At 73.0% G+C, this 26,310-nt stretch carries 26 protein-coding genes; 8 read left to right on the top strand and 18 right to left on the bottom strand.

Annotation, left to right across the window (positions count from 1 at the left end; all coding sequences use genetic code 11):
• Positions 1-36 precede the first annotated feature (36 nt).
• The 3 genes from BLW85_RS10650 to BLW85_RS10660 are packed head-to-tail and all read right to left on the bottom strand — an operon-like array spanning position 37 to position 3,439.
• Positions 37-798 carry an amino acid ABC transporter ATP-binding protein gene (locus BLW85_RS10650; RefSeq protein ID WP_070027975.1) on the bottom strand — a complete coding sequence of 254 codons (762 nt, stop codon included), beginning with the start codon at positions 796-798 and terminating at the stop codon, positions 37-39.
• A gap of 29 nt (positions 799-827) precedes the next feature.
• Positions 828-2,585: an FAD/NAD(P)-binding protein gene (locus BLW85_RS10655; RefSeq protein ID WP_074991918.1), complete on the bottom strand. Its 1,758-nt coding sequence runs from the start codon at positions 2,583-2,585 to the stop codon at positions 828-830.
• The gene (locus tag BLW85_RS10660; protein WP_074991919.1) at positions 2,582-3,439 is read right to left on the bottom strand and encodes an amino acid ABC transporter permease; all 858 of its coding nucleotides are present in this window, start codon (positions 3,437-3,439) and stop codon (positions 2,582-2,584) included. The genes BLW85_RS10655 and BLW85_RS10660 overlap by 4 nt, the downstream gene beginning before the upstream one ends.
• A gap of 497 nt (positions 3,440-3,936) precedes the next feature.
• On the opposite strand from BLW85_RS10660, the gene BLW85_RS10665 reads away from it, so the two are divergent.
• A complete protein-coding gene (locus BLW85_RS10665) occupies positions 3,937-4,857 on the top strand; it encodes an ABC transporter substrate-binding protein (protein ID WP_070027979.1) in 921 nt (306 codons plus the stop codon).
• A gap of 7 nt (positions 4,858-4,864) precedes the next feature.
• Here the strand turns inward: BLW85_RS10665 and BLW85_RS10670 are convergent, their stop codons facing one another.
• A complete protein-coding gene (locus tag BLW85_RS10670) occupies positions 4,865-6,100 on the bottom strand; it encodes a DUF5685 family protein (RefSeq protein ID WP_074991920.1) in 1,236 nt (411 codons plus the stop codon).
• Positions 6,101-6,371: 271 nt separating this feature from the next.
• Between BLW85_RS10670 and BLW85_RS10675 the strand changes: the two genes are divergently transcribed.
• On the top strand, positions 6,372-6,809 hold the full coding sequence (locus tag BLW85_RS10675; RefSeq protein WP_070027982.1) for a cell division protein SepF: 438 nt from the start codon (positions 6,372-6,374) through the stop codon (positions 6,807-6,809).
• A 36-nt stretch (positions 6,810-6,845) separates the two neighbouring features.
• On the opposite strand, the gene BLW85_RS10680 is transcribed toward BLW85_RS10675, so the two are convergent.
• Positions 6,846-8,036, bottom strand: coding sequence for an acyl-CoA dehydrogenase family protein (locus BLW85_RS10680; protein WP_070027983.1), 1,191 nt, complete (start codon positions 8,034-8,036; stop codon positions 6,846-6,848).
• A gap of 119 nt (positions 8,037-8,155) precedes the next feature.
• On the bottom strand, positions 8,156-9,781 hold the full coding sequence (locus BLW85_RS10685) for an MFS transporter (RefSeq protein WP_070027986.1): 1,626 nt from the start codon (positions 9,779-9,781) through the stop codon (positions 8,156-8,158).
• A gap of 254 nt (positions 9,782-10,035) precedes the next feature.
• Here BLW85_RS10685 and BLW85_RS10695 point away from each other — a divergent pair, with 254 nt between their 5' ends.
• Both BLW85_RS10695 and BLW85_RS10700 read left to right on the top strand, forming a co-directional pair.
• Complete coding sequence (locus tag BLW85_RS10695) at positions 10,036-11,277, top strand: glycosyltransferase family 39 protein (protein ID WP_074991921.1); 1,242 nt, start codon at positions 10,036-10,038, stop codon at positions 11,275-11,277.
• 238 nt (positions 11,278-11,515) lie between these two features.
• Entirely contained in the window at positions 11,516-12,538 is a 1,023-nt protein-coding gene (locus BLW85_RS10700; RefSeq protein WP_074991922.1) for a phosphatase PAP2 family protein, read from the top strand.
• 104 nt (positions 12,539-12,642) lie between these two features.
• Here BLW85_RS10700 and BLW85_RS10705 read toward each other — a convergent pair whose 3' ends face one another.
• Positions 12,643-12,858 (bottom strand): I78 family peptidase inhibitor, encoded by a 216-nt coding sequence (locus BLW85_RS10705; protein WP_070027992.1) that lies wholly within the window; start codon positions 12,856-12,858, stop codon positions 12,643-12,645.
• Positions 12,859-13,276: 418 nt separating this feature from the next.
• Entirely contained in the window at positions 13,277-13,939 is a 663-nt protein-coding gene (locus BLW85_RS10710) for a LysM peptidoglycan-binding domain-containing protein (RefSeq protein ID WP_070027994.1), read from the bottom strand.
• 539 nt (positions 13,940-14,478) lie between these two features.
• On the opposite strand from BLW85_RS10710, the gene BLW85_RS10715 reads away from it, so the two are divergent.
• Entirely contained in the window at positions 14,479-15,261 is a 783-nt protein-coding gene (locus BLW85_RS10715) for a hypothetical protein (protein WP_070027995.1), read from the top strand.
• Between the two features lie 67 nt (positions 15,262-15,328).
• Positions 15,329-15,727, top strand: coding sequence for a hypothetical protein (locus BLW85_RS10720; protein ID WP_074991923.1), 399 nt, complete (start codon positions 15,329-15,331; stop codon positions 15,725-15,727).
• A gap of 69 nt (positions 15,728-15,796) precedes the next feature.
• Here BLW85_RS10720 and der read toward each other — a convergent pair whose 3' ends face one another.
• From der to aroH, 5 genes are all read right to left on the bottom strand, one after another.
• Entirely contained in the window at positions 15,797-17,278 is a 1,482-nt protein-coding gene (der, locus tag BLW85_RS10725; RefSeq protein ID WP_074991924.1) for a ribosome biogenesis GTPase Der, read from the bottom strand.
• Between the two features lie 75 nt (positions 17,279-17,353).
• The gene (locus tag BLW85_RS10730) at positions 17,354-17,956 is read right to left on the bottom strand and encodes a lysophospholipid acyltransferase family protein (protein ID WP_070028035.1); all 603 of its coding nucleotides are present in this window, start codon (positions 17,954-17,956) and stop codon (positions 17,354-17,356) included.
• A gap of 53 nt (positions 17,957-18,009) precedes the next feature.
• A complete protein-coding gene (gene cmk / locus BLW85_RS10735; protein WP_070027998.1) occupies positions 18,010-18,705 on the bottom strand; it encodes a (d)CMP kinase in 696 nt (231 codons plus the stop codon).
• A gap of 118 nt (positions 18,706-18,823) precedes the next feature.
• Positions 18,824-19,909: a prephenate dehydrogenase gene (locus tag BLW85_RS10740; protein ID WP_070027999.1), complete on the bottom strand. Its 1,086-nt coding sequence runs from the start codon at positions 19,907-19,909 to the stop codon at positions 18,824-18,826.
• Positions 19,906-20,268 carry a chorismate mutase gene (aroH, locus tag BLW85_RS10745; RefSeq protein WP_070028000.1) on the bottom strand — a complete coding sequence of 121 codons (363 nt, stop codon included), beginning with the start codon at positions 20,266-20,268 and terminating at the stop codon, positions 19,906-19,908. The genes BLW85_RS10740 and aroH overlap by 4 nt, the downstream gene beginning before the upstream one ends.
• A 177-nt stretch (positions 20,269-20,445) precedes the next feature.
• Here aroH and BLW85_RS10750 point away from each other — a divergent pair, with 177 nt between their 5' ends.
• Together BLW85_RS10750 and BLW85_RS10755 are read left to right on the top strand one after the other, a co-directional pair.
• Positions 20,446-20,916, top strand: coding sequence for a Rieske (2Fe-2S) protein (locus BLW85_RS10750; protein ID WP_074991925.1), 471 nt, complete (start codon positions 20,446-20,448; stop codon positions 20,914-20,916).
• Positions 20,917-20,937: 21 nt separating this feature from the next.
• Complete coding sequence (locus BLW85_RS10755) at positions 20,938-21,636, top strand: nucleotidyltransferase domain-containing protein (protein WP_074991926.1); 699 nt, start codon at positions 20,938-20,940, stop codon at positions 21,634-21,636.
• Between the two features lie 63 nt (positions 21,637-21,699).
• Here the strand turns inward: BLW85_RS10755 and BLW85_RS10760 are convergent, their stop codons facing one another.
• From BLW85_RS10760 to BLW85_RS10780, 5 genes are all read right to left on the bottom strand, one after another.
• Positions 21,700-22,452 (bottom strand): nucleotidyltransferase domain-containing protein, encoded by a 753-nt coding sequence (locus tag BLW85_RS10760; RefSeq protein WP_070028003.1) that lies wholly within the window; start codon positions 22,450-22,452, stop codon positions 21,700-21,702.
• 4 nt (positions 22,453-22,456) lie between these two features.
• Positions 22,457-23,464: an ADP-ribosylglycohydrolase family protein gene (locus tag BLW85_RS10765; RefSeq protein WP_070028004.1), complete on the bottom strand. Its 1,008-nt coding sequence runs from the start codon at positions 23,462-23,464 to the stop codon at positions 22,457-22,459.
• Between the two features lie 70 nt (positions 23,465-23,534).
• Entirely contained in the window at positions 23,535-24,599 is a 1,065-nt protein-coding gene (locus tag BLW85_RS10770; protein ID WP_070028005.1) for a pseudouridine synthase, read from the bottom strand.
• A gap of 12 nt (positions 24,600-24,611) precedes the next feature.
• Positions 24,612-25,259 carry an SMC-Scp complex subunit ScpB gene (scpB, locus tag BLW85_RS10775; protein ID WP_074991927.1) on the bottom strand — a complete coding sequence of 216 codons (648 nt, stop codon included), beginning with the start codon at positions 25,257-25,259 and terminating at the stop codon, positions 24,612-24,614.
• Positions 25,256-26,299, bottom strand: coding sequence for a segregation and condensation protein A (locus BLW85_RS10780; RefSeq protein WP_070028007.1), 1,044 nt, complete (start codon positions 26,297-26,299; stop codon positions 25,256-25,258). The genes scpB and BLW85_RS10780 overlap by 4 nt, the downstream gene beginning before the upstream one ends.
• Positions 26,300-26,310 lie beyond the last annotated feature (11 nt).

The raw sequence follows: 26,310 nt of genomic DNA on the forward strand, positions 1-26,310 counted from the left end.
GGTACCGCCCGCTCGTCCGCCCGGCCGGTCCCGTCCTCACAGCACCTTCGCCAGGAACGCCCGCGTGCGCTCCTCGCGCGGTGCGGCCAGCACCGCCTCGGGCGGCCCCTGTTCGACGATCCGCCCGTCGGCCATGAACACCACCGTGTCGGCGACCTCCCGCGCGAACGCGATCTCATGGGTGACGACGATCATCGTGGTGCCCTGGGCGGCGAGATCGCGGATGACGTCCAGCACCTCGCCGACCAGCTCGGGATCGAGCGCCGAGGTCGGCTCGTCGAAGAGCAGCAGCCGGGGCTCCAGCGCCAGCGCCCGGGCGATGGCGACGCGTTGCTGCTGCCCGCCGGACAACTGCGCGGGGTACGCGTCGGACTTGTCCGCCAGCCCCACCCGGGCGAGCAGCCGGTGCGCCAGCGCCACCGCCTGCGCGCGAGGCCGCTTCAGCGCGGACACCGGCGCCTCGACCACGTTGTCCAGGACGGTGAGATGGGGGAAGAGCCGGAAGTTCTGGAAGACGAAGCCGATCTTGGTGCGCCGGCGCAGCACCTCGCGCTCGGGCAGCTCGTACAGCCGGTCGCCGGTGCGCCGGTAACCGACCGGCGCGCCGTCCACCGTGATCTCGCCCCGGTCCGCCTTCTCCAGGTGGTTGATGGTGCGCAGCAGCGTGGACTTGCCGGAGCCGGAGGGCCCGAGCACGACGGTCACCTCGCCGGTGCGGACCTGGAGGTCGATGCCCTTGAGGACGTCGAGCGAGCCGAAGCTCTTGTGCACCGACCTGATGTCGACCATGACGGTCATGAATCGATTCCTTTGTGTGTGAAGGGCGTTCAGGCGGCGGCGTGGCCGGCCCGGGCCCGCAGGAAGGACAGTGCCGTCCGGGCGGTGGCGTCGTTCTGCCGGAAGGCGGGTCCGCCGGTGCGCGGCCGGGTGAAGGCGCCGGGGGTGCGGGCGTCGGTGTAGGGGCCGAGCGCGAAGCGCCGGGGGTGCGGGCGCCCGGCGCCGTCGAGGACGCGGCCGTCGCGCGGGTCGACCCGGAGCAGCCCCTCGGGGGTCTCGGCGGCACCGTCGGCGTGCAGGGCGCGCAGCAGGGGGTCGCGGGCGCGGCCCACGGTGGGCGCGGGCAGCCGGGCCTCGACCAGGGCGCGGGCCGTGACGGAGTGTCCCGGCACGGTGGGACTGGCCGCCCGGAACGCCCCGTCCTCGGCGGTGACGGTCATGTCGGCGCCGAGGAAGCGCAGCAGGCCCGCCCGGGAGAGTGCGAGCATCTGCCGCAGCCGGGGGCCGGGCGGTCCGGACGCCAGGAAGCTGAAGAACCCGTGCCACCAGGGCCCGATGTCCCCGAGCCGCACCAGCTGCCCGTAGACGGACAGCAGCCCGAGGAAGACGCCCAGGTCCGCGCTGTGCGCGGGGTCGTGACGCCGTCTGAGGTCCGCCTCGACACGGGCGCGCAGGCCGTCCTGGAACTCCTCCGGCGAGGCGTACCGCACCCCGGCCAGCGGGTGGTCGAGCGCGGCGAGGTCGAGCCGGTCGGCCGGGTCGGGGACGGCGGTGGCGACGAGCGCGGCCAGCTCGGCGGGGTCGCCGGCGGCCGTGTACCCCTTCTCGAAGTCGGCCCAGGCGGTGGCCGTGCGCTCCGGGTGCGCGGTGAACAGCCGGTGGTAGTGGGCGAAGCCCAGCTCCTTCTCCACCAGCGGCCACACATCGCGCCGGAAGTCGAAGCCGTCCGGCCGGGCCAGCAGGGCGTCGGTCTCGGCGGGGCCGAGGAAGCGGGGCAGCGGGGGCCGGTCGCCGGTCCAGTCGTAGCCGATCTTCGAGTGGTACGGCACCCCGCGCCGCGAGCCGACGTACAGCACCGGCTCGCGGCCCGAGGGGAGGTAGGTGTCGCCGTCGTACCGGCCGCCGCGGCCCTCGGTGAGCAGCACCATGAGGTCCACGAAGGCCAGTCCGAAGCCCCGGACGAGCACCGGTTCGCCGGGCCGCAGCGCGGACAGGTCGGTGTCGGCGGTGAAGTCGGGCGGCAGGTGCGTCAGGCCGTGGGTGCGGGCGTGGGCGGCCAACCGGGCCTGTTCCGGGTCGAGTTCGGCGTCGAGGTGGCCGAGGGCGAGGACCACCAGATCGGCCTGGAGCGGGCGGGGCCGGCCCGCCAGCCAGACCTGCTGGCGCCCGTCGCGGGGGCCGCCGACGCGCAGGGCGCGGGTGGGGTGGTGGTGGACGGTGATGTCCGGGGGCAGCGCGGCCCGGGCCCGCTCGTACACCCAGCGCAGATAGCGGCCCTGGATCCGGCGGTCGGCGAAGGTGCGGCCGTCCAGTGCGGCCCACTCGTGCAGGGTGGGGCCCTCGCGCACCGGGCCGTCCATGCGCACCGTGTCGTCGGTGAACATGGTGACGTCCTCGGCGTGCGAGTTCATCCACAGCAGCGGCGACTGCTCCTGCCGCCAGATGCGCCCGCCGCCCGGCGGGTGGGGGTCCACCAGATGGATGTCGAGGCCCGAACCGGCGTACAGCTCGGGGGCGTTGGCGGCGATGCGTTCGAGGAGGCCGGTCCCCCGCGGACCGGCGCCCACGATCACCAGCTGGGGCCTCATCGGGCCTGCTCCGTGCCGCGGGCGTAGTGCTTCTCGACGTAGGTCTGGCCGATGCCGAGCAGGGTGGTGACGACCGCGTACCAGAGGGTGGCGACCATCAGCAGCGGGATCACCTGATAGGTGCGGTGGTAGATCAACTGGGCCGAGAACAGCAGGTCGTTGACCGCGATGACGCTGACGATCGAGGTGCCCTTGAGGGTGCCGATCAGCATGTTGCCGGCGGGCGGCACGATGGACCGCATCGCCTGGGGCAGCACGATCCGCCACCCGCGGCGCCACCGGCTCAGGCCGAGCGCCTGGGCGGCCTCGATCTGGTCCCGGCCGACGGAGAGGATGCCGCCGCGGACGACCTCGGCGGCGTAGGCGGCCTCGTGCAGGGTGAGCCCGATGACGGCGACCGCGACCGGGCTGAGCAGGTTGACCGTCTTCACGCCGAGCACCTGCGGGTACAGCGCCCCGATGTTGAACCACAGCAGCAGCTGCACCAGCACCGGGATGGACCGGAACAGCCAGACGTAGCCCCAGCCGACCGCGCGCAGCACGGGGTTGGCGGACAGCCGGAAGGCGGCGAGCAGGGTGCCGAGGGCGAAGCCGAGGACCATCACCACGGCGGTCAGCCACAGCGTGAGCCACAGCCCGCGCAGCACCGAGCCGGTGGTGAAGTACGCGGCGACGACGTCCCACTGGAACGCCTGGTTGCGGACGACGGAGGTGACGGCGAGGGCGAGCAGGACGAGGACGACGGCGGCGGCGGTCCACTGGCCGTAGCGGCGCTGGGGCACGATCCGGGGGACGTCCGCGGGCCCGGGTATCTCCGGGGCGGCGGGGGCTTGGGCGAGGGTGTCGGATGACATGCGAAGGCTCCGTGACGCGATGGTCGAACGTCGGAACGGGTGATGCCTTCACACGGGGCGCGCCGCCGGGCGGCGCGGATACGGCCGAGCCCCTCAGCAGGGCCGTGCACCGAGAGTACGCAAGCGGTCGCCCGCACTGTCAAGGGCGTCCACACTGTGAGCGCTACGTCTCAAGCCGGTTGACGCGGAACCGGATGCCTGTTCCACTTGCCCCATGCATCCACAGCAGTGGCTGGTCACCCGCTCCCACATCGACTTCGGTCGCGTGTGGTCCTCCTCCTGTTGAGCTGACCCCCTGCGTGCGCCCGCGTCCGGCGGGCGTCCTTCACGCTCTGCGCTTTCCTCACGCTTTTCTCCCGCGGTAGCCCGCCTTCACACGCGCCTTCTCCGCGGTAGCCCGCCTTCACACGCGTTCCTCCCCTCCCCTCGCGCTCTCGCACGCCCTTTTCCGCCTCAGGAGACCGCAGTCGATGCGTACGCCGATTTATCGATATGTCATGCCCTTCGCCGCCATCACCTCGGCCGCCCTGTTCCTCACCGCCTGCGGTGCCGGCTCCGCCACCACGGGCGGGGCGGACGCCTCCGGGGTGGCGGCCAAGTCGGACGCGGTGCCGACCACCGACGTGGTGTCGGCCGAGAAGAAGGACCCGGCGGCGGCGAGGCTGCTGCCCGCGGGCACCACCCGCCTCACCGTCGCGATCAGCGTCGGCGGCACCCCGCCCGGCACCACCTATCTGTCCGACGGCAAGACGCTGACCGGCCAGGACGTCGACTTCACCAAGGCGGTCGCGAAGGTCCTCGGCATCGACCTGACGGTGGACCAGGCGAGTTTCGAGGCGATCCTGCCCGCCCTGGACAGCGGCAAGTACGACGTCGGCGCGAGCAACTTCGGGGTCACCGACGAGCGCCGCAGGACCATCGACTTCGTCACCTACATCAACGACGGCCAGGGCTTCGCCACCCGCAAGGACAGCAAGCTGTCGAAGATCACCGATCTGCGGCAGCTGTGCGGGCTGAACGTGGCGACCGGCGCGGGGACGACGTTCGAGGCGACCCTGGAGGAGAACAAGCACCTGTGCACCGACGCGGGCCAAAAGCCGTACCAGGTGCAGACGTACGCCGAGTCGAGCGCGATCTGGTCCTCGGTGCAGCAGGGCCGCAGCGACATCGTGATGTCCACGATCAACGGCCTGCGCTATGCCGTCGCCCGGCAGCCGGGCCTGAAGTTCCTCAACGAGTTCCACCGCCTGGACGTCGGCTTCGCCTTCAAGAAGGGCACCGAGCTGGCGCCCGCCTTCCAGGCGGCGGTGAACCGGCTGATCGCCGACGGCACCTACGGCAGGATCCTGAAGAAGTGGGGCACGACCGGCTCGGCGATCGACCGGTCGCGGATCTCCCCGCCGGAGATCAAGAACTGAGCACCGGTCAGCAGTCGCACCCGCAGTCGCCGTCGCAGCAGCTGCAGCAGTTGCCGCAGCACTCGCAGACGTCACAGCAGTCCTTGCAGTCGCCGCAGTCCACGTCCGAGCAGACGGAGCAGCAGCCCTCGCGCCGCTTGCGCGACCAGGGGCCCTCGAACTCGTCGGCGCAGCACGCCTTGCAGGTGCAGCACAGCCCGAGGGCGGCGGCGCAGCCGAGCCAGAAGCCCCGCTTGTCCGGGCCCTGCGGCGGCCCGCCGTCCGGGTCGCCCGGGGGCCGGCCCTGGGGGTTTCCGTACGGGTTCCCCTGGGGGCCCGGCTTCCCCGGCGCGTAGGGGCCCGTGGGCGGCGGACCGAAGGCGGCCTCGGGTGCGGCGTGGCCGCAGGACGTCGTGCCGAACGCCCGGTCGACCGATCGCGGCAGCTCGTGCACCAGCAGCAGGTGGGCCAGCTTCCCGTCGCTGAACTCGGCGTCGCGCAGGGCGAGTCGGATGCCGTGCACGGCGTCGTCGGCGAGCCGCCGGGCCTCGTCGCGGGAGGTGCCGGTGGCGGTGAGCGGGTTCCAGGCGCCGGTGCGGGCGTCGGCCGCCTGGTCCTCCACCGCGTCCAGCAGGTGGGCGAGCCGCCCGAACAGCCGCCCGGCCTCCGCGAGCGGCACCGCGTTGCCGGGCCGGCCGGCCAGGTGCGCGGTGTGGGCGAAGGCGGCGGCGGTGGCCGTCTCGGTGGGCTCGGTGACCGTCAGGATCGGGGTGCCGGGCCCGGCCAGGGTCTCGATGCCGAGCTGCCGGTCGACGGCGGCCACCAGGACGCCGGTGTCGAAGCCGACGGCCGCCCCGCTGTGCGCTCCGGCCCGCCCCCAGCCCGCCGCGACCTTGCGGGCGGCGGCGGCCACGGGCCTGCGGGCCAGCAGCCCGTCCCGGTCGGCGACGTGGTCGCGGACCTTCGCCGCGGCCAGCACCAGGGAGACGGCGGCGGCGAGCCGCGCGCCCTCGCCCTGGGCGACGGACGCCGTCCGCATCCCGCGCAGGGCGCAGGGCCCGGCGGTGCGCCGGCCGCCCTCCACGCGGCCGAGCTGAGCCTCCGTCAACACCGATATCAGCAGGCCGTCGTAGTTGGTGACGATCCGCGCCAGCTGTCCGTGGTCGCCGCGCAGCGCGAGGCAGAGCCCGCACAGGTGCGCCATCCACTCGTTCTTGAAGCGCTCCCCGAGCCGGTGCGCGCAGGGCCTGACTATTCCGAACACCGCGATCCCCCCGAGTGTTGACCTTGGCGGCCGTCTCACCCGGACGCACCGCGTGTCACCCATCCGCCGCCGACCATCATATTTCACTCACAGTCAGCAGCCGTACGTGTCACAACCCTTGGGGGACAAGGTGTCTCGACGGATCGGCTGTGCACCAGTACCGTCACAAACCCCCCGCGCGGCGACTATCCACTTGGCGCGCTGTCAGCATCATGGATGACCATAGGGGAAGGTGCGGAAGCACGAGAGACCGCTGTGAGAGGAGGCGTCCATGGGATCGGTACGCAAGGCGAGTGCGTGGCTCGGCCTCGTCGACGACAACGATGACGAGCGCTATTACGACGACGACTACTCCGAGGGCACCGCGTCCAGGGACGCCTGGGTGACCGACCCTCGGGTGCAGGTGGCCACGGACACGGCCCAGGAGAAGGGGCGCCGGATCGCCACGGTCACCCCGGACAGCTTCCGGGACGCCCGTGCCATCGGCGAGCTGTTCCGGGAGGGGGTCCCGGTCATCGTGAACCTGACCGGCATGGAGCCCGGCGACGCCAAGCGGGTCGTGGACTTCGCGGCGGGGCTGATCTTCGGCCTGCGCGGCTCCATCGACCGGGTCTCCAACCGGGTGTTCCTGCTGACCCCGGCCGACACGGAGATCATCAGCGGTGACGCGTCCGCGCACCGCTCGGACGGCTTCTTCAACCAGAGCTGAGGCGGGGCCCTCACCGGCCCCGCCCCGCCCGGGGGCTCACCGGAACGCGTCGATCCCGGTGAGCGCCTTGCCCAGCACCAGCTGGTGCATCTCGACGGTGCCCTCGTAGGTGAGCACCGACTCGAGGTTGGTCGCGTGCCGCATCACCGGGTATTCGAGCGAGATCCCGTTGGCGCCGAGGATCGTGCGCGCCGTACGGCAGATCTCGATGGCCTCGCGGACGTTGTTCAGCTTGCCGAAGCTGACCTGCTCGGGCCGCAGGCGGCCGGCGTCCATCCGCCGCCCCAGATGGTGGGCGAGCAGGATTCCCTTGTGCAGTTCCACCGCCATGTCGGCCAGCTTGGCCTGGGTCAGCTGGAAGCCGCCGATGGGCCGCCCGAACTGCTCGCGGGTCTTCGCGTACTCCACGGCCGCCTCGAAGCTGCTGCGCGCGGCGCCCATCGCGCCCCAGACGATGCCGTAGCGGGCGTGCGACAGACAGCTCAGCGGGCCGCGCAGCCCGACCACCTCCGGCAGCACCGCGGAGGCGGGCAACCGCACGTCGTCCAGGACGAGTTCACTGGTGACGGAGGCACGCAGGGACCACTTGTGCTTGATCTCGGGCGCGGAGAAGCCGGGCGTGTCGGTCGGTACGACGAAGCCGCGGATGCCCTCCTCGGTCCCCGCCCAGACGACGGCCACCCCGGCGACCGAGCCGTTGGTGATCCACATCTTGCGGCCGTTGAGCACCCAGTCGGCGCCGTCGCGCTTGGCGTGGGTGCGCATGGAGGCGGGGTCGGAACCGTGGTCCGGCTCGGTCAGGCCGAAGCAGCCGATCACCTCGCCGGCGGCCATCCGCGGCAGCCACTCGCGCTTCTGCTCCTCGCTGCCGAAGCGGTGGATCGCGTACATGGCGAGGGAACCCTGCACGGAGACCAGCGAGCGGATGCCGGAGTCGGCCGCCTCCAGCTCCAGGCAGGCGAGACCGTACTGCACGGCCGTGGCACCCGCGCAGCCGTACCCGGTCAGGGACATGCCGAGGGCGCCGAGGCCGCCGAGTTCCCGGGCGAGTTCCCGGATCCGCGGCAGCTCGCCCTTCTCGTACCAGTCGGCGACGTACGGCAGGACGCGGTCGGCCGCCCAGCCGCGGACGGTGTCCCTGATCGCCAGGTCCTCCGGGTCCAGCAGGTCGTCGATCCCGAGCGGATCGGCGGCGTCGAACGGGGGCAGCTTCGCGGACGCGGACATGGAACACCCTCCGGGACAGTCAGGCACACTGCGGCACACGGCGACACCTGAAAACTAGCAGCGCTAGTTATGGTGGCGCAGCCGACGTTACGGCGCAGTGTCCCGTACGTCCAGAGGGGTCAGGCGGAGACCCGCGGCTTCTCCGAGGCGCGCGGGGCGGGCAGCTCCAGCCCGGCGTCGTCCGGCTCCGGCCCCGCCTCCGCCCCGCACTGCATGACCCGCGGCAGCCGCAGCGCCATCACCGCGCCCAGCAGCAACAGCCCCGCGCTCACCAGCAGGGTCACGTGCAGCCCGTGCACGAAGGAGTCCCGGGCCGCCCGGCGCAGCGCGGACCCGGCCGCGCCGCCGAGCCGGTGCGCGACGTCGTAGGCCTCCCCCAGCGAGTGCCCGGCGGCGGTCGCGTCCGCGGCGGAGACGCCGGGCACCGCGCGCAGCCGGGGGGTGTACGCCGCGTTCATCACGCTGCCGAGGAGCGCGATGCCGAGGCCGGCGCCCAGCTGGTAGGAGGTCTCGCCGATCGCCGCCGCGCCGCCGGCCCGGTCCGCCGGGGCCTCGCTGAGCATCGACTCGTAGGCGCCGAACAGCGTGGTCTCCAGGCCGAGGCCGAGCAGCACGAAGCCGGACAGCAGCAGCGCCGGGTTGTCGGCACGGCCCATCGCGGTCAGGGTCAGCACCGCGGCCGCCGTCACACAGAAGCCGGTGCACACCATCCGGCGCGGTCCGAACCGGCGCAGCACCCGCGCGCCCAGCAGGCCCGCCGCCATCGCCGCCACGGTCAGCGGCAGCAGCCGCAGGCCGGTGGCGAGCGGCGACAGACCGAGGACCAGTTGCAGGTACTGCGCGGCGATCAGCTCCAGGCCGACCAGCGCGAGCATCGCCAGCACGATGCAGCCGACCGCGGTGGTGAACGCGGGCCTGCGGAACAGCCGCAGGTCCACCAGCGGGTGCGGCAGCCGCCGCTGGCGCCGTACGAACAGGACGAGCAGGGCGGCGCCGACCGGCAGCGGCAGCAGGGTCAAGGGGCTCGCCGGGGCGTGGCCGCCGCCGAGCTGCTTGACGCCGAGGACGACGCCGAACAGGCCGGCCGCCGCCATCAGCGCGCCGGTCACGTCCCAGGGGCCGTCCGCCGTGCCCCGGGACTCGGGCAGCAGCATCCGCCCGACCGGAAGGCTGATCAGCATCAGCGGGATGTTGATCAGGAAGACCGAGCCCCACCAGAAGTGCTCCAGCAGAAAGCCGCCGAGCAGCGGGCCGACCGCCGCGCCGACGGCGGCGACCGCGCTCCACACGCCGATGGCGAGGGCGCGCTCGCGCCGGTCGGGGAAGACCTGGCGGAGGATCGACAGGGTCGCGGGCATGATCATGGCGCCGCCGACGCCGAGCAGGGCGCGGGCGAGGATCAGCACCTCGGCCGTGTGCGCGGTCGCGGCGACGGCGGAGGCCACGCCGAACAGGCCGTAGCCGAGCAGCAGGACGCGTCTGCGCCCCACCCGGTCGCCGAGGGTGCCGAAGAGGATCAGCAGCGAGGCGCAGACCAGCGGGTAGACGTCGACGATCCAGAGCAGTTCCGTGGCGCCGGGCCGCAGGTCCTCGGTGACCGCGGGGACCGCCACGTGCAGCACGGTCGCGTCGAGGGCGACGAGCAGCAGGCTGGCGCAGAGGACGACGAGGACGACCCAGCGGTTGGCACCGGGCCCGGCCGTCCGGCGGCGCGGCCGTAGGGCGGCCGTGGGCGTCCCGGACATGTACGTACCTCCCAGATGTTCCCTCGCGTGGAGCGGGGCGACGGGGACCGCCTGTCGTACGGCCGGGAAGGAGTGGTGTCCCCGGCCCGCGCTGTCCACGGGGATGGCTCGTCAGCCTACGCGAGTCCGCCGAGCCCACACGTGGCGGACCTCTCACCCCCGGGAGGCTACCCCTGTGTCGTGCACCACGCCCCGCCCGCTCGACCGCGCCCCGGCGGCCGGTCCGTTCCCCCGTCCGGTCGATAATCGAGCCCGTGACCGATCTCGAGACGCGCGTGGCCGCACCCCACGCCCCGCCGCCGCCCGCACCGCTGCCGCGCCGGGCGGCCCCGGCCCTCGTGGGCTACGCGGCGGTCCGCGTCCTGGGCCTGGTGGTGCTGGCGGTGTGGAGCGCCGCGCGCGGCAAGAGCGCCCTCACCCTGCTGACCGCGCGCTGGGACTCCCTCTGGTACACGCGGGTCGCCGAGGGCGGCTACGGCTACCAGGTGCGGCTGCCCGACGGCGACGTCCACTCCGATCTGGCGTTCTTCCCGCTGCTGCCGTGGCTGGAGCGGGGCCTGCACGCGGTCACCCCGCTGTCGTACGCGCACGCTGGTCTCGTGGTGTCGCTGCTCGCCTCGCTCGCCGCGGCGGCGGGGATCTACGCGGTCGCCGAGCACGTGTACGGGCGGCGGGTCGGTGTCTGCGCCGTGCTGCTGTGGGCGGTGCTGCCGGTCGCGGTGGTCCAGTCGATGGCGTACAGCGAGTCGCTGTTCACCGCGCTGGCGGCCTGGGCGCTGTACGCGCTGCTGACCGGGCGGTGGGTGAGCGCGGGGCTGCTCGCGGCGCTGGCGGGGCTGACCCGGCCGGTGGGCGGCGCGGTGGTCGCCGCGGTGTGGACCGCGGCCGTGATCTCCTTCGTGCGGGAGCGAAGCGCGGCGCGCACGGACGGCGCGCGGCGAACGGCGCACGCCCCTTCCGCCGCCGCGGGACCGTCAACACGCGTCCCCTCCCCCTTCACCCTCCGTCGCCTCCTCGGGATGCTGATCGCTCCGCTCGGCGCGGCCGGCTACGTGCTCTGGGTCGGCGGGCACACCGGCAGGGGCCCGTTCGGCTATCTGGACGTGCAGGCCGGATGGCGCAACGGCTTCGACGGCGGATACGCCTTCGCGTGTTTCGTGGCCGACAAGTTCACGTCGGTCCCGTCCGCGCTCGCGGGCGTCGGACTGATCGCCGGTGTCGCGCTGCTGCTCTGGCTGTACGTCAGCGGGGTGCGCCGGGGCCAGCCGGTCGAACTGCTGGTGTACACGGGGGTCGTGCTGGCGCTGGCGCTGTGCGCGTCGAGCTACTTCGGCTCCAAGCCCCGGCTGCTGCTGCCCGCCTTCCCGGTGCTCCTCCCGCTCGCCGAGGCCCTCGCCCGGCTGCGCACCTCCCGATCCGTCCTGCTCACGGCGGCGCTGGCGATCATCTCCGCGGTCTACGGGGCGTTCTGGCTGAACGGCTCCGGCCCCCCGTGATCGACGCGTACCGGCCGGTGAAGCTCCGGGGAATTGCGACCCAGGACCGGGTTAACGCATTTATAAGCGCCATATAAACAACACCCGGCACGATCAAAGGAATTACAGAGCGCGGCCTCACGTGATTGCGGAATCCGGCGGAATTCGACCGCCCTTGAGAGGTTTCCCACATCACATCGTCATCACAAAGCCGCTGTTACGACCGGGAACACAGCTCACTCGCTGTAACGTCGATTGGGTGCGTACCGAACGGAACCTCACCCGGCGTCTGGACCGGGTGTTCGCCAGGCTGGACCGGGAGCCGGAACGGCCGGCCCATATCGATGTGCCGGTGATGAGCCGGCACCGGGTCGTGCTGTTCTCCGCGACCCTCGCCTTCTACCTGGCGATCGTGTGGGCCGTGGTGACCACCTCCTGGCTCGTCCGGCTCGACTGGCAGGTCATGTTCTTCCGGCCGTACCAGCAGTGGCCGCAGATCCACGCCTTCCTCGACTACTACGTGGTGCTCGGCCAGCGCGGCCCCACCGCGGTGATGGTCGCGGCCTGGCTCGGCTGGCGCTCCTGGCGCCAGCACACCCTGCGCCCGCTGCTCACCCTGGCCACCTCGCTGCTGCTGCTGAACGCCACGGTCGGCGCCGCCAAGTACGGCATGGGGCGGCTCGGTCCGCACTACGCGACCGTGATCGGCTCGAACGAGATGGGTCTGGGCGGCGATATATTTCCCAGCGGACACACCGCCAACGCGGTGGTGACCTGGGGCATCCTGGCCTATCTGGCCTCGACCCCGCGCGCACGGCGCTGGCTGTCCGCGGTCTCCGCGATCACCTCGCTGGGCGTCGGTCTCACCACCGTCTACCTCGGTACGCACTGGCTCAGCGACGTGCTCCTCGGCTGGGCCGCCGGCCTGCTGATCCTGCTCGCCCTGCCGTGGTTCGAACCGCTGATCGCCAAGGCCGAGACCCGGCTGTTCGACCTGCGCGACCGCTGGCGCAACCGGCCCGTTCCCGAGCCGGCCGCCCCGCTGGCGCCGGTGCTGCTCAAGGCGCCGCGCGGCGCGGAAGCCGAGCAGTCCGCGCCGGCCCGCGAGCCGGTCTCCTCCACCCGCGCCTCCCGGGGCCTGGTGCACCTGGCACCCGGACCGCACACGGCCCGCTCCGAGCGCAGCCCGGTCACCCCGGCGGGCAGCCGCCGCCCGCCGGGCGGCGACCGGGCACCCCGCGGCACCTCCCAGCCGGCGGCCCGTCCCCTGACAGGCGGCTGACGGCCGGGACGGCGGCGGGTCCGGTACGCACACCGCCCCCGCCCCACGGCGAAGGCCCCGCCCCCTCACGGGAGCGGGGCCTTCGCCGTACGCGGGCGCGGGCGTCAGCCCTTCCAGGCGCGGGCCACCCGGCCGTCACGCACCTCGAAGTTGAGCCGGCCCGCCCGGTACTCCATGGTGATGATCGCGCCCGGCGGCAGCGACCGCACGGTCGACCAGCCGCGCTGCCGGGCCAGCCGCTCGGCGCTCGCCGCGTCGAGGCCGACGTACCCGTCCGGACTGTCCTGGGGCTCCGCTGGCGGAGTGGGAATCGGTGCCATGCGGCCACGCTAGGCCGCGACGCGCGGTGACGGAAGCCGGGCACGTCCGGGTAAGAGCGGCCTCCGACCAGGGTCACACTTCTGTCACAGCTTCCGGAGTCCCTTCCGGCCGAACTCCCTCACACGTTCGGGGGTTTCCGTACCGCTCACCGGGGCATTCGAACTGAATTCCCTCGTGTCGCCGCGGCCCTTCCCATTACCCGCCGGAAACTTCCGCGGCGAAGACCCGGAGAGGCCGGGAGCGTGATTCCGGGGAATCCCGATCCGTGGCACCGGAGCTGACACCGCATGGGGATTTTCACGGATTCCGCACATGACGCGCGGGCGCTACGCGGCGCGGCCCCCCGGCGGGAACCGGAGGGCCGTCGGGCCGTCGGGCCGGGGGCCGGGCACCGGACCGGTCCCGGCACCGTACGGCTCAGAGGGTCAGACGCTGTCCGGGCACGATCACGTTCGGGTCGGCGCCGATCACGGACCTGTTCGCGGCGTAGAGGCGGTGCCACGTCGTGCCGTGCCGCTCGGCGATCCTGGACAGCGTGTCGCCCGCGCGCACCGTGTAGCCGCCCGTGCCCCGGGACGGGGACGGGTGCCGCGAGGTCTTCGGCGTGGTGGCCGGGGCCGGCTTCCTCGTCCTGGCCGGGGCCGGCTTCTTCGCCGGGCCCTTGTCGACGCTCACCTGCGAGGGGGCGGAGCCCATCGCTCCCGCGCGTCCCGAGCAGACCGGCCAGGCGCCCCAGCCCTGGGCCTGCTGGACCCGCGTCGCGACGGCGATCTGCGCGCTCCGGGAGGCCCGGTCGGCCGTGGAGGCGTACGCGGAGCCGCCGTACGCGCGCCAGGTGTGGGCGGAGAACTGGAGCCCGCCGTAGTAGCCGTTGCCGGTGTTGATGTGCCAGTTGCCGCCGCTCTCGCACTGGGCGATGCGGTCCCACACCCCGTTGTCCGCGGCGGCGGCGTTGCCGGTCGCGGCCAGCAGCCCCAGCGGGGCCAGCAGCGCGGCGCCGGCGAGTACGGCCGTCGTGCGGCCCCGGCGCGTGCTGTCGTCACGGGCGGTGGTGCGGGTGGTATCGGCACACTCGGACATGTAATTCCCTTTCCAGCGACCCGGGCTCCCCCAGACGGCACGCGCCTCGCCGCGCAGGACCGCGGTGACGCGCGCCCGCCCCGCCCGCGCCCCCGGTGCCGGCGATGCTGCGCTGCCGGTGCCGGGTGGCGGACGTACCCGAGCGGTGCTCGTTGCACACGGCGGAGGAATGTAGGGAGAGTCGGCGCCGGACTTCAACCAAATGACCGTCCTTCCAGGCCAGTTGACCGTTACCCGGGGTATCGGCGATTTTCAGCCACCCACTACATACACCGATTTACCGATTTTTCGACCATGCCCGGCAGCTTCCTGTGACCCACTTCACCCCTTCAAGTCGCTTGCCCGGGCGCCAAGTTGACCGTGAGTGGCGGATTCCGCACCGGGGGTGACCGCGCGCGAGGGTTGGTTCGAACCGGTGCCCCGCCATGCGTGACTCCCACCACAGGACGCCCGTTGTCTTCTTCATGAGCCCGGAACCCTGGGGCTCATCGGCCGGGGGCCACCCGACCGGTCCAGCACGCATCCCAAGGGAGCCACCCGTGCCGCGCATGCTCGACGTCAGCGACGCCGTACGCGCCGAGATCGGCGACGAAGAAGCCGACCGGCTGCTCGCCGGAGAGAACGCCCCGGGCAGTTACGACTGCACGTCCTGCCGCACCCCGGGCGACTCCGAGCAGGAGCGCACCAGCACCGTCCTGTTCGTCGGCGAGGAGACCGCGGTCCTCGCCTTCGCCCACGCCAGCTGCCTGCCCTCGCAGGTCGTCCAGGTCACCGAGGAGCAGTTGCAGGGCGCCGTCCGCTCCATCGGCGCGCAGGCCGCCGACGACGGGCCGCGGCGGTCCGCGCCCGAGCAGGCGGTGCTCGGCGTGACCAGCGGACTCGTCCTCATCGAGGGCGAGTTGCACCCCGCGCTGGTCGTCGAGCCCACCTCGCCCATCGTGCGCCCGGGCACCACCGGGACCGGGGACGACTTCCTGCCGCTGCTGATCGAGCAGGGCTTCATGCCGGTGACCGAGATCGCCGCCGTACCGCCGGTGCTGCACGGCTGGTCGGTGCTGCTGGCGGTGGGCCAGCTGCACGCGGTCCTCCAGCCGGGCCCGCACGGCGGCCAGCCGGTGGCCTGGTGGCAGGCGCACCAGCCGCTCCAGGTCACCGACGGCTGGCGGGCCTCGGCCAACAAGCACCAGCAGGTGCTGATGTTCGCCGCCCCGGTGGGCTCGATCGGCCGTCAGCCCCGCGAGGACCTGCTGCGCGACTCCCTCGACCGGGCCGCGGCGCAGGGCAGGCTGGTGGCGGCGGCGCTGCCGCTCGCGGGTACCTGACCAACCGCGCTCCCGAAGGCAGGTCACGAAACCGCATCTCTTCGGGGGCGCCGTCGTTTGGACATACGTGCACGCATACGACACTTCGCCCCGCCGGTCCTCGTTCTCCTCCGTCCCGTCCGCCCGGACCGGGCAGGAAGGGATGGGTGGTGCCTCGGCCACGCCGATCTTCGACATGCTCTCCGCGGAGTGGGTCAAGGCCTTTCGCACGCTGCCGGGCGACCGCAGCGGGGAGGAGGGGCTGAGGTTCGTCCCCTTCGGTCTGCCGGACCGGACGGGATGGTCGTACGGCGGCCATCGGGCGGGCTCGTTCAGCAGCTCCTACAGCGCCTACAGCGCGGGGGCCTACAACGCCCGCCAGCAGTCGCAGTGGCAGCGGGTCGGCACCGTCGGACGGCCCGAGCAGGACAACGGGATGCACCATGTGCCCGCCGCGCTGCCGCCGGGACCGCGCCGGGGCGCATGAGCGTGCCGGACCCACGAAGAAGGGCGGCCCCCGAGAACGGGGGCCGCCCTTCACGTCGTACCGTCGGCGCTACTTCTTCTTCGTGCCGCGCTTCTCGCGCACCCGCACCGAGATGTGGATCGGGGTGCCCTCGAAGCCGAACTCCTCGCGCAGCCGGCGCTCGATGAAGCGCCGGTAGCCCGCCTCGATGAAGCCCGAGGCGAAGAGCACGAAGCGCGGCGGCTTGGTGCCGGCCTGGGTGCCGAAGAGGATGCGCGGCTGCTTGCCGCCCCGGACCGGGTGCGGGTGGGCCGCGACCAGCTCGCCGAGGAAGGCGTTGAGCCGGCCGGTGGGCACGCGGGTCTCCCAGCCGGCGAGCGCGGTCTCGATGGCCGGGACCAGCTTCTCCATGTGGCGGCCGGTGCGCGCGGACACGTTCACCCGGGGCGCCCAGGCGACCTGGCCCAGCTCGGTCTCGATCTCCCGCTCCAGGTAGTAGCGGCGCTCCTCGTCCAGGGTGTCCCACTTGTTGTAGGCGATGACCAGCGCGCGGCCCGCCTCGACGGCCATGGTGACGATCCGCTGGTCCTGCACGGAGATGTTCTCGGAGGCGTCGATCAGGACGACCGCGACCTCGGCCTTCTCCACGGCGGCGGCGGTGCGCAGCGAGGCGTAGTAGTCGGCGCCCTGCTGGAGGTGGACCCGCTTGCGGATGCCGGCGGTGTCCACGAACTTCCAGGTGACGCCGCCCAGCTCGATGATCTCGTCCACCGGGTCGCGGGTGGTGCCCGCCAGCTCGTTGACGACGACGCGCTCCTCGCCGGCCACCTTGTTCAGCAGGGAGGACTTGCCGACGTTCGGGCGGCCGATGAGCGCGATCCGGCGGGGGCCGCCGAGCGCGGTGCCGAAGGTCTGCTCGGGCGCCTCGGGCAGCGCCTCCAGGACGGCGTCCAGCATGTCGCCGGTGCCGCGACCGTGCAGGGCGGAGACCGGGTGGGGCTCGCCGAGGCCCAGGTTCCACAGATAGGCGGCGTCGGCCTCGCCGCTCGGGCCGTCGACCTTGTTGGCGCACAGCACCACCGGCTTGCCGGCCTTGCGCAGCAGCCGGACGACGGCCTCGTCGGTGTCGGTCGCGCCGACCTTGGCGTCGACCACGAAGACCACCGCGTCGGCGGCCTCGATCGCGTACTCGGCCTGGGCCGCCACGGAGGCGTCGATGCCGAGGACGTCCTGCTCCCAGCCGCCGGTGTCGACCACCTTGAAGCGGCGGCCCGCCCACTCGGCCTCGTACGTGACGCGGTCGCGGGTCACGCCCGGCTTGTCCTCGACGACCGCCTCGCGGCGGCCGATGATCCGGTTGACCAGGGTCGACTTGCCGACATTGGGACGGCCGACGACGGCGAGCACGGGCAGCGGGCCGTGGCCCGCCGCCTCGATGGCGCCCTCGACGTCCTCGATGTCGAAGCCCTCTTCCGCGGCGAGCTCCATGAACTGCGCGTACTCGGCGTCGCCGAGAGCCCCGTGCTCGTACTCGTGCGCGGCCGAGCCGTCGGGCTGGATGTCGTCGTTCATGAAGTCCGTACCTCGTCGTTCATCGTGGTGATCGGTGGAACAGGCCCCCGGGCTGGTCCCGGGTGGGCTGATCCACTACTCAAGTGTCGCCCGGCGCCCGGTCAGGCGCCTGGCGTTTTCCAGGTGGCCGGTGAGCTGCTTCTGGATGCGCTCGGTCGCCTCGTCCAGCGCCCGGCGCGTGCGCCGCCCCGATCCGTCGCCCGCGTCGAACGGGTCGCCGAAGACGACGTCGACCCGGGAGCGCAGCGGAGGCAGCGCCTTTATCAACCGACCCGGCCGGTCCGAGCTTCCCATGACGGCCACCGGCACGATCGGCGCCCCGCTGCGGACCGCGAAGTAGGCGAGGCCCGCGCGCAGCGAGGCGAAGTCGCCCTCGCCCCGGGTGCCCTCCGGGAAGATCCCCAGCACTCCCCCGGCCGCCAGGACGCCGAGGGCGTCGGTGATGGCGGTGCGGTCGGCGGCGGCCCGGTCCACCTTCAGCTGGCCGATGCCGGTCAGGAAGTCGCCCAGCGGACCGACGAACGCCTCCCTCTTGATCAGGAAGTGCGTCGGCCGGGGCGCCACGCCCATGACCATCGGGCCGTCGATGTTGTGCGAGTGGTTCACCGCGAGGATCACCGGGCCGGTGGCGGGCACCTTCCAGGCGCCGAGCACCCGCGGCTTCCACAGGCCGTACATCAGGCCGACGCCGATGCGCCGCCCGACCTCGGCACCTCTTTCGGAGGGCAGGCTCACTTCCCGGTCCGCTTCTCCTCGACCAGGGTGACGACGCACTCGATGACCTGGGCGAGGGTGAGCTCGGTGGTGTCCACCTCGACCGCGTCGTCGGCCTTGGCGAGCGGGGAGGTCTTGCGGCTGGAGTCGGCGGTGTCCCGCTTGATCAGCGCCTCGCGGGTGGCGTGCAGGTCCGCGCCCTTCAGCTCGCCGCTGCGGCGGGCGGCGCGGGCCTCCGGGGAGGCGGTGAGGAAGATCTTGAGGTCGGCGTCCGGCAGCACCGTCGTACCGATGTCACGGCCCTCGACCACGATGCCCCGCTCGGCGCCGGCCGCCAGCGAGCGCTGGAGCTCGGTGATCCGGGCGCGCACCTCGGGCACCGCGCTGACCGCGCTGACCTTGGAGGTGACCTCCTGGGTGCGGATCGCCGCGGCCACGTCCACCCCGTCGACCGTGATGGTGGGGGCTTCCGGGTCGGTGCCGGAGACGATGTCGGCCTTGCCCGCGACGGCCGCGACGGCGGTGGGGTCCGCCAGGTCGATGCCGTTGTTCACCATCCACCAGGTGATCGCCCGGTACTGGGCCCCGGTGTCCAGGTAGCTCAGGCCGAGCTGCGCGGCCACGGCCTTCGACGTGCTCGACTTGCCCGTGCCGGAGGGACCGTCGATCGCGACGATCACGGGCTTGGCGGTCGGGGCGGCGCCGTTTTCCACGAGGGCACCTTCCTGGGTGTGCGGGGTGAGCGGGGGTCGGGGTGCGAGAGCGCCCCGCACAAGGTTACTGGGTGTGGGTCACTCGTCCGGACGCACATCACCGCCCGCCTTCGCCGTCCTACTGCCGCAGCGCCCAGCCCCGCTCGCGCAGCGCGCTGCTGAGCACCGGGGCCGCGTGCGGTTCGACCATGAGCTGCATCAGACCTGCCTGCTGCCCGGTGGCGTGCTCGATGCGCACGTCCTCGATGTTGACCCCGGCGCGGCCCGCGTCGGCGAAGATCCGCGCCAGCTGTCCCGGCTGGTCGTCGATGAGCACGACGACGGTCTCGTAGACCCGCGGCGCGCTGCCGTGCTTGCCGGGCACCCGCACCTGGCCCGCGTTGCCGCGGCGCAGCAGCTTCTCCACCCCGGCGCTGCCCGCGCGCCGCTTGTCCTCGTCGCAGGACTGAAGGGCGCGCAGGGCCGTCACGGTCTCGTCCAGGTCGGCGGCGACGTCGGCGAGCAGGTCGGCGACCGGGCCCGGGTTGGCGGAGAGGATGTCGATCCACATGCGCGGGTCGGAGGCGGCGATCCGGGTCACGTCCCGGATGCCCTGTCCGCACAGCCGTACGGCGGCCTCGTCGGCGTGTTCCAGGCGCGCGGCGACCATGCTGGAGACCAGGTGGGGCATGTGGGAGACGAGGGCCACGGCGCGGTCGTGGGCGTCGGCGTCCATGACGACCGGGACGGCCCGGCAGTGCGAGACGAGTTCCAGGGCGAGGTTGAGCACCTCGGTGTCGGTGTCCCGGGTGGGGGTGAGCACCCAGGGGCGGCCCTCGAAGAGGTCGCCGGTGGCGGCCAGCGGCCCGGACTTCTCCCGGCCGGACATCGGGTGCGTGCCGAGGTAGGCGGTGAGGTCCAGGCCGAGCGCCTCCAGCTCCCGGCGGGGGCCGCCCTTGACGCTGGCCACGTCCAGGTAACCGCGGGCGAGTCCGCGGCGCATGGCGTCGGCGAGGACCGTGGCCACGTGCGCGGGCGGGGCGGCGACGATCGCCAGGTCGACGGGGCCCTCGGGAGGCGCGTCGGTGCCGGCGCCGAGCGCGGCGGCGGTCCGGGCGTGCTCCGGGTCGTGGTCGGCGAGGTGCACGGTGACCCCGCGCTGGGTCAGGGCCAGGGCGGCGGAGGTGCCGATCAGGCCGGTGCCGATGACGAGTGCGGTTCTCACTGGGCGATGTCCTTGCGCAGGGCGGCCGCGGCGCCGAGGTAGACGTGGGCGATGTCGGCGCGGGGCCGGTCCGACTCGACATGGGCGAGGATCCGGACGACCCGGGGCATGGCGCCCTCGACGTCCAGCTCCTGCGCGCAGATCAGGGGCACGTCGACGATGCCCAGCTTGCGGGCGGCGGCGGCCGGGAAGTCGCTGTGCAGATCGGGGGTGGCGGTGAACCAGATGCTGATCAGGTCGTCCGGGACCAGCCCGTTGCGCTCCAGGACGGCGGTGAGCAGGGCGCCGACCTGCTCCTCCATGTGACCGGCCTCGTCCCGCTCCAGCTGGACGGCCCCCCGGACCGCTCGTACCGCCACGGCGTCGCTCCTCGCTGACAGGTGTTGTCGTGCTCGCCCGTCCAGCGTAGTCAGCCCGCGTCCGCGGAGCGCCGGGCGCCCGATCGCTGAGACGATGCACATACCGGTTTCTTCCGGTTTCGACGCTTTCATCGGAGCGTCGGTATCCGCATCCCGACATGTGTACGGAGTGGTGAGATGACCCAGGGCGCGACGCGGCGCACGGTGATCGCGACGGGCGCGGCGGCGCTCGCGACCGGCTGCGGCGGCAACAACGGCGGCAGCACCAGCGCCGCCGCCGACAACACCCGCAACGGAACGGACAGCCCCTCCCCGACGCGGCCGGCGTCCCCGGCCGCCTCCACCTCCCCGGCGGCCGACGCGAAGAAGCTGGCGAGCACCGGCGACATCCCGGAGGGCGGCGGCAAGGTCTTCGACGAGCGGAAGATCGTGGTGACGCAGCCGTCGAAGGGCGAGTTCAAGGCGTTCTCGGCCGTGTGCACGCACATGGGGTGCACGGTGAGCCGGGTGCAGAACGGCACCATCGACTGCCCCTGCCACGGCAGCAAGTTCAAGATCGCGGACGGTTCGGTGGCCGAGGGCCCGGCGACCAAGCCGCTGGAGGAGAAGCGGATCAAGGTCGAGGGAAACTCGATCCAGCTGGGCTGAACCGCCGCGTAGGCTCCGGGCATGCAGCCCGAGGACCTGGTACGCGACCACACCGTCTACTCCTGTGTCACGGGCTCCCGGGCCTTCGGCCTGGCCACGGAGGCGAGCGACACCGACCGGCGGGGCGTGTTCCTCGCGCCCACCGCCCTGTTCTGGCGGTTCGAGAAGCCGCCGACGCATGTGGAGGGGCCGGACGAGGAGCGGTTCTCCTGGGAGCTGGAGCGGTTCTGCGAGCTGGCGCTGCGGGGCAACCCGAACATCCTGGAGTGCCTGCACTCCCCGCTGGTGGAGCGGGTGGACGACACCGGCCGTGAACTGCTGTCCCTGCGCGGCGCGTTCCTCTCGCGCAGGGCGTACGGCACCTTCACCCGCTACGCCCTCGGCCAGCGCAGGAAGCTCGACGCCGACGTGCGCACGACGGGCGCCCCGCGCTGGAAGCACGCCATGCACCTGCTGCGGCTGCTGATCAGTTGCCGCGATCTGCTGCGCACCGGCGAGCTGCGCATCGACGTGGGCGACGCCCGCGAGCCGCTGCTGGCCGTGAAGCGGGGCGAGGTGCCCTGGGCCGAGGTGGAGGCGCGGATGGCCCGGCTCGGGGCCGAGGCGGAGGCGGCGCTGTGCCGCACCCCGCTGCCGCCGGAACCGGACCAGGCCCGGGTGGCGGACTTCCTCTTCCGGGTCCGCCGCGCCTCCGCCCTGGCGTCGCCGCCGCGCCCCTGACCCGCCGGCCACCGGCCGCACCCGCGCCTCGCAGGTCCTTCCCGCGGCCCGGCCGTCCGGCCCTCAGCCGGCCAGCCGTATCCGCACCACGAAGTCGTGCAACGCCTCGTGACCGCCCGCCGCGTCCGGCAGTACCGACGCGGCCTGGGCCTCGTCGAGGACCTGGTGCAACCGCTCCACGTCCTGTGCCACCCGCGCCTGGTCGAGCCCGGGGAACACCCCGTGCTCCCGCTCCGCCTTCGCGGCGATCAGCTCGGGCACGTACGCGGGCGCGTCCCACTCGGCCGCCAGGGTGGGCAGGTGGGCCTGTATGCCGCCGGTGCGCATGAGGTGGATGCCGGTGAGCAGCACACGGAACGTGTAGAGCAGCGGCTTGAGTTCGCCGGTCTTCTCGAACAGCCGCCACTGGGTGACCGCGAACCCCCGGTAGTGGTGGGCGTGGTGGCTGGTGAGCACGGCCGGCGCGAGGGCGGCCAGTTCCCGGTGGGCCTCGCCGGTGTGCACGACGAGCGGCGAGAGCAGCTGCTCCAGCACATAGCCGTTGCGGCGCAGCATCAGCCGTACGAACTTGCGCAGGTCGTGGGTGACGAGGTCCAGTTCGACCCCGTAGCGCACCCATGCCTTCGACCGGGTCTCCTCCGGCTCGCGCAGCCCGACGAGGTCGGCGGTGGGCAGCAGGTGGACGCCCCGCAGGTCCACGTCCGAGTCCTGCGAGGGGAAGCCGTACAGGTGGGCCCCGGAGACGGTGGCGAACAGCAGGGGGTCGGGCTGTTCGGCGACGACGGGCGCGAGATCCATGTCGAGGTTGTCGATCATGGGCCTAAGCGTCCCAGAGCGTGCCCAGTGCCAACAGGTCCTCCCGGTACTCGATCCGCTCGGCCCAGTCGGCGGGCCAGGCGTCCGCGCCGAGCCAGGCGCCCGCGAAGGCGCCGGTGAGGCAGGCGATGGAGTCGGAGTCGCCGGCGGTGCAGGCGGCCCGGCGCAGGGCGGTGAGGGGCTCGTCGGGGAAGAGCAGGAAGCACAGCAGCCCGGTGGCGAAGGCCTCCTCGGCGATCCAGCCCTCGCCGGTGGCCTCGCACGGGTCGGTCTCCGGCGAGTGGGTGGCGACGGCCGCCTCGATCCGGTCCAGGATCGCCAGGCACTCGTCCCAGCCGCGCGCGATGAACTGCTCGGGGCCGGGGTCCTGGGAGCGGGTCCACAGGTCGCCGAGCCAGAGGTGGTCGTAGCGGGTGCGCCGGTCGAGGGCGTGGGCACGCAGCCGCCCGACCAGCGCGGCCGGTTCGGTGCCCCGGGCGAGCAGGTGGACCGCGTGGGCGGTGAGGTCGGAGGCGGCCAGCGCGGTGGGGTGGCCGTGGGTGAGCCCGGACTGCAACTGGGCGGCGCCGGACCGCTGTTCGGCGCTCAGACCGGGGGCGAGCCCGATCGGGGCGACGCGCATGTTGGCGCCGCAGCCCTTGGAGCCGACCTGGCTGGCCTCCTGCCAGCCACGCCCCTCGTCCATCAGCAGGCGGCAGGCGGTCAGGCAGGTGTTGCCCGGCGCGCGGTTGTTGTCCGGCGACTCGTACCAGTCCACGAACTCCTCGCGCAGCGGGGGTTCCAGACGCGCGGGCGTGAGGGGGCCGTGCGCCATCGCCCGCCGCAGGCCGCGGCCGAGGGCGAGCGTCATCTGGGTGTCGTCGGAGACGAAGGCGCGCCGAGGCAGCTCCATCCCGCGCCAGGGCCCGCACTTGGCGATGATTTCCGGCACCCTGTTGAACTCGGTCGGGAAGCCCAGGGCGTCCCCGAGGGCGAGGCCGAGGAGCGCTCCGGTGGCCGGCCGCTTGGACATAAAAGATCATCCCCCTTTATCGTCATGGTGACAATAAAGGGGGACGGCGGACGGACGCAAGGCGTGCCGCCTACAGATCGACTTCCTTCATCAGCATGCCGACCTCGGTGTTCGACAACCGGCGCAGCCAGCCCGACTTCTGGTCGCCCAGGGTGATCGGGCCGAAGGCGGTGCGCACCAGCTTGTCCACCGGGAAGCCGGCCTCCGCGAGCATCCGGCGCACGATGTGCTTGCGGCCCTCGTGCAGCGTCACCTCGACCAGGTAGTTCTTGCCGGTCTGCTCCACCACCCGGAAGTGGTCGGCGCGCGCGTAGCCGTCCTCCAGCTGGATGCCGTCCTTCAGGCGCTTGCCGAGGTCGCGCGGGATCGGCCCGACGATGTGCGCGAGGTAGGTCTTGCGCACGCCGTACTTGGGGTGGGTGAGGCGGTGGGCCAGCTCACCGTGGTTGGTGAGCAGGATGACGCCCTCGGTCTCGGTGTCCAGCCGGCCGACGTGGAAGAGCCGGGTCTCCCGGTTGGTGACGTAGTCGCCGAGGCACTGGCGGCCCTCCGGGTCCTCCATGGTGGAGACGACGCCGGCCGGCTTGTTCAGCGAGAAGAACTGGTACGACTGGGTCGCCACGGTCAGGCCGTCGACCTTGACCTCGTCCTTCTCCGGGTCGACCCGCTTGCCCTGCTCCAGGACGATCTCGCCGTTGACCTCGACGCGGGCCTGCTCGATCAGCTCCTCGCAGGCGCGCCGGGAGCCGTAGCCCGCGCGCGCGAGCACCTTCTGGAGCCGCTCGCCCTCCTGCTCGGCGCCCGGGAAGGTCTTGGGCAGCTTGACGTCCTTCTTGCCCGCGTACCGCTCCCGGTTGCGCTCCTCGACCCGCGTCTCGTACTCACGCGAGCGCGCGGGCGCCGTCCGGCCGCCCTGCTGGGGCCGCTGCTTCGGGCCGCCCTTGGCGCCGCCGCGCGCCGCACCGCCGCGCCCGGACTTGGGGCCGTCCTGGGTCGCGCCGGGGCCCACGTCGTAGCGGCGCTCCTCGGGGCGGGGCTTGCGGGGACGGCCCTGCCCCTGCCGCTCGTCCCGGTTGTTGCCGGCGCCGCGGTAGTTACCGCGCCCGCCACTCTTGCCGCTGCCGCTGCTTCGCATCAAAGTTCCGTCTTAGTCGTCTGCGTCCTCTACGCCCGGCGCGTCGGGCGCGTCCGGGTCGAACGACGGGACTCCTTCCTGGGTCTCGGCCTCGATCGCCTCCGCCTCCGGGAGGAAGGGCGCGAGCTCCGGAAGCTCGTCCAGGCCACGCAGGCCCATCCGCTCCAGGAAGTAGTTCGTCGTCCTGTACAGGATCGCACCTGTTTCGGGTTCCGCGCCCGCCTCCTCGACCAGACCCCGCTGGAGCAGGGTCCGCATCACGCCGTCGCAGTTCACCCCGCGCACGGCGGAGACCCGGCTGCGGCTGACCGGCTGGCGGTAGGCGACGACCGCGAGCGTCTCCAGCGCGGCCTGGGTGAGCCGGGCGGTCTGGCCGTCCAGGACCAGCCGCTCCACGGCGGGCGCGTAGGCGGCGCGGGTGTAGAAGCGCCAGCCGCCCGCGACGTGGCGCAGCTCGAAGCCGCGGCCCTGCACGGTGTACTCGTCGGCCAGCGCGCGCAGCGCGTCGGCGATCTGCCGCCTGGGCCGCTCCAGGATCCTGGCGAGTTGGTCCTCGGTCGCGGGCTCGTCCACGACCATGAGGACGGCCTCCAGGGCGGGCTTGAGCTCCAGCCCGGCGACGGTGCCGTCCCCCGCGGCGGCCTCGGTCGTCTCGCTCACGGCTGCTTCTCCTCCTCGGTCTGCCGGGGTGGCCGGTCGAACTCGTCGGTGACCACCGGGGCCGCGTCCCCGTCCCCGCCGGTCCAGCGGACCAGCAGCTCGCCGAGGGCCGTCTCCTGCTCCAGGGCGACGGCCTTCTCCCGGTACAGCTCCAGGAGGGCCAGGAAGCGGGCGACGACGGTCAGGGTGTCGTCGGCGTCCTCGACCAGCGCCCCGAAGCCCGCCTCGCCCAGTTCCCGCAGCCGCGCCACCACGATCCGCGCCTGCTCCTGCACGCTGACCAGCGGGGCGTGGATGTGGTCGACGTAGACCTGCGGCTTGGGCCTGGGCTGCATCGCCTTGACCGCGAGCCTGGCGAACCCCTCGGGGCCGATGCTGATCACGACCTCGGGCAGCAGCTCGGCGTGCTCGGGCTCCAGACCGACGGTACGGGGGTGGCGCCGGGCCTCCTCCTCGACGCGCGCGTTGAAGATGTCGGCGATCCGCTTGTACGCCCGGTACTGGAGCAGCCGCGCGAACAGCAGGTCCCGCGCCTCCAGCAGCGCGAGGTCGGCCTCGTCCTCCACCTCGGCGGCGGGCAGCAGCCGGGCCGCCTTCAGATCGAGCAGGGTGGCGGCCACGACCAGGAACTCCGTCGTCTGGTCCAGGTCCCAGTCCGGGCCCATCGCCCTGATGTGCGCCATGAACTCGTCGGTCACCTTCGACAGGGCGACCTCGGTGACGTCCAGCTTGTGCTTGGAGATCAGCTGGAGCAGCAGGTCGAAGGGGCCCTCGAAGTTGGAGAGGCGGACCTTGAAGACGCCGTCGGGTGCGTCGTCGGGGGTCGCGTCGGACGCGGGTGGCTCGTCGGTCGCGGGTCCCGGCCCTGGTCCGGGTCGGGGCGCGGGCTCCGGTCCGGGCCCGGGCTCCGGTCCGGCGGCAGGGGGTTCTTCCGGTACGACCGTCCCGTGGGCCTCTTCGAGCGCCGCGGCGCCCGGTCCCCGACCCAGCGCACGCCGACGGCCGGCGGTACCGGGATCGGGGAGGTCGAACGAGGTCATGGCCCCCGCAG

The organism is Streptomyces misionensis, from assembly GCF_900104815.1.
Taxonomy (GTDB): Bacteria; Actinomycetota; Actinomycetes; order Streptomycetales; family Streptomycetaceae; genus Streptomyces; species Streptomyces misionensis.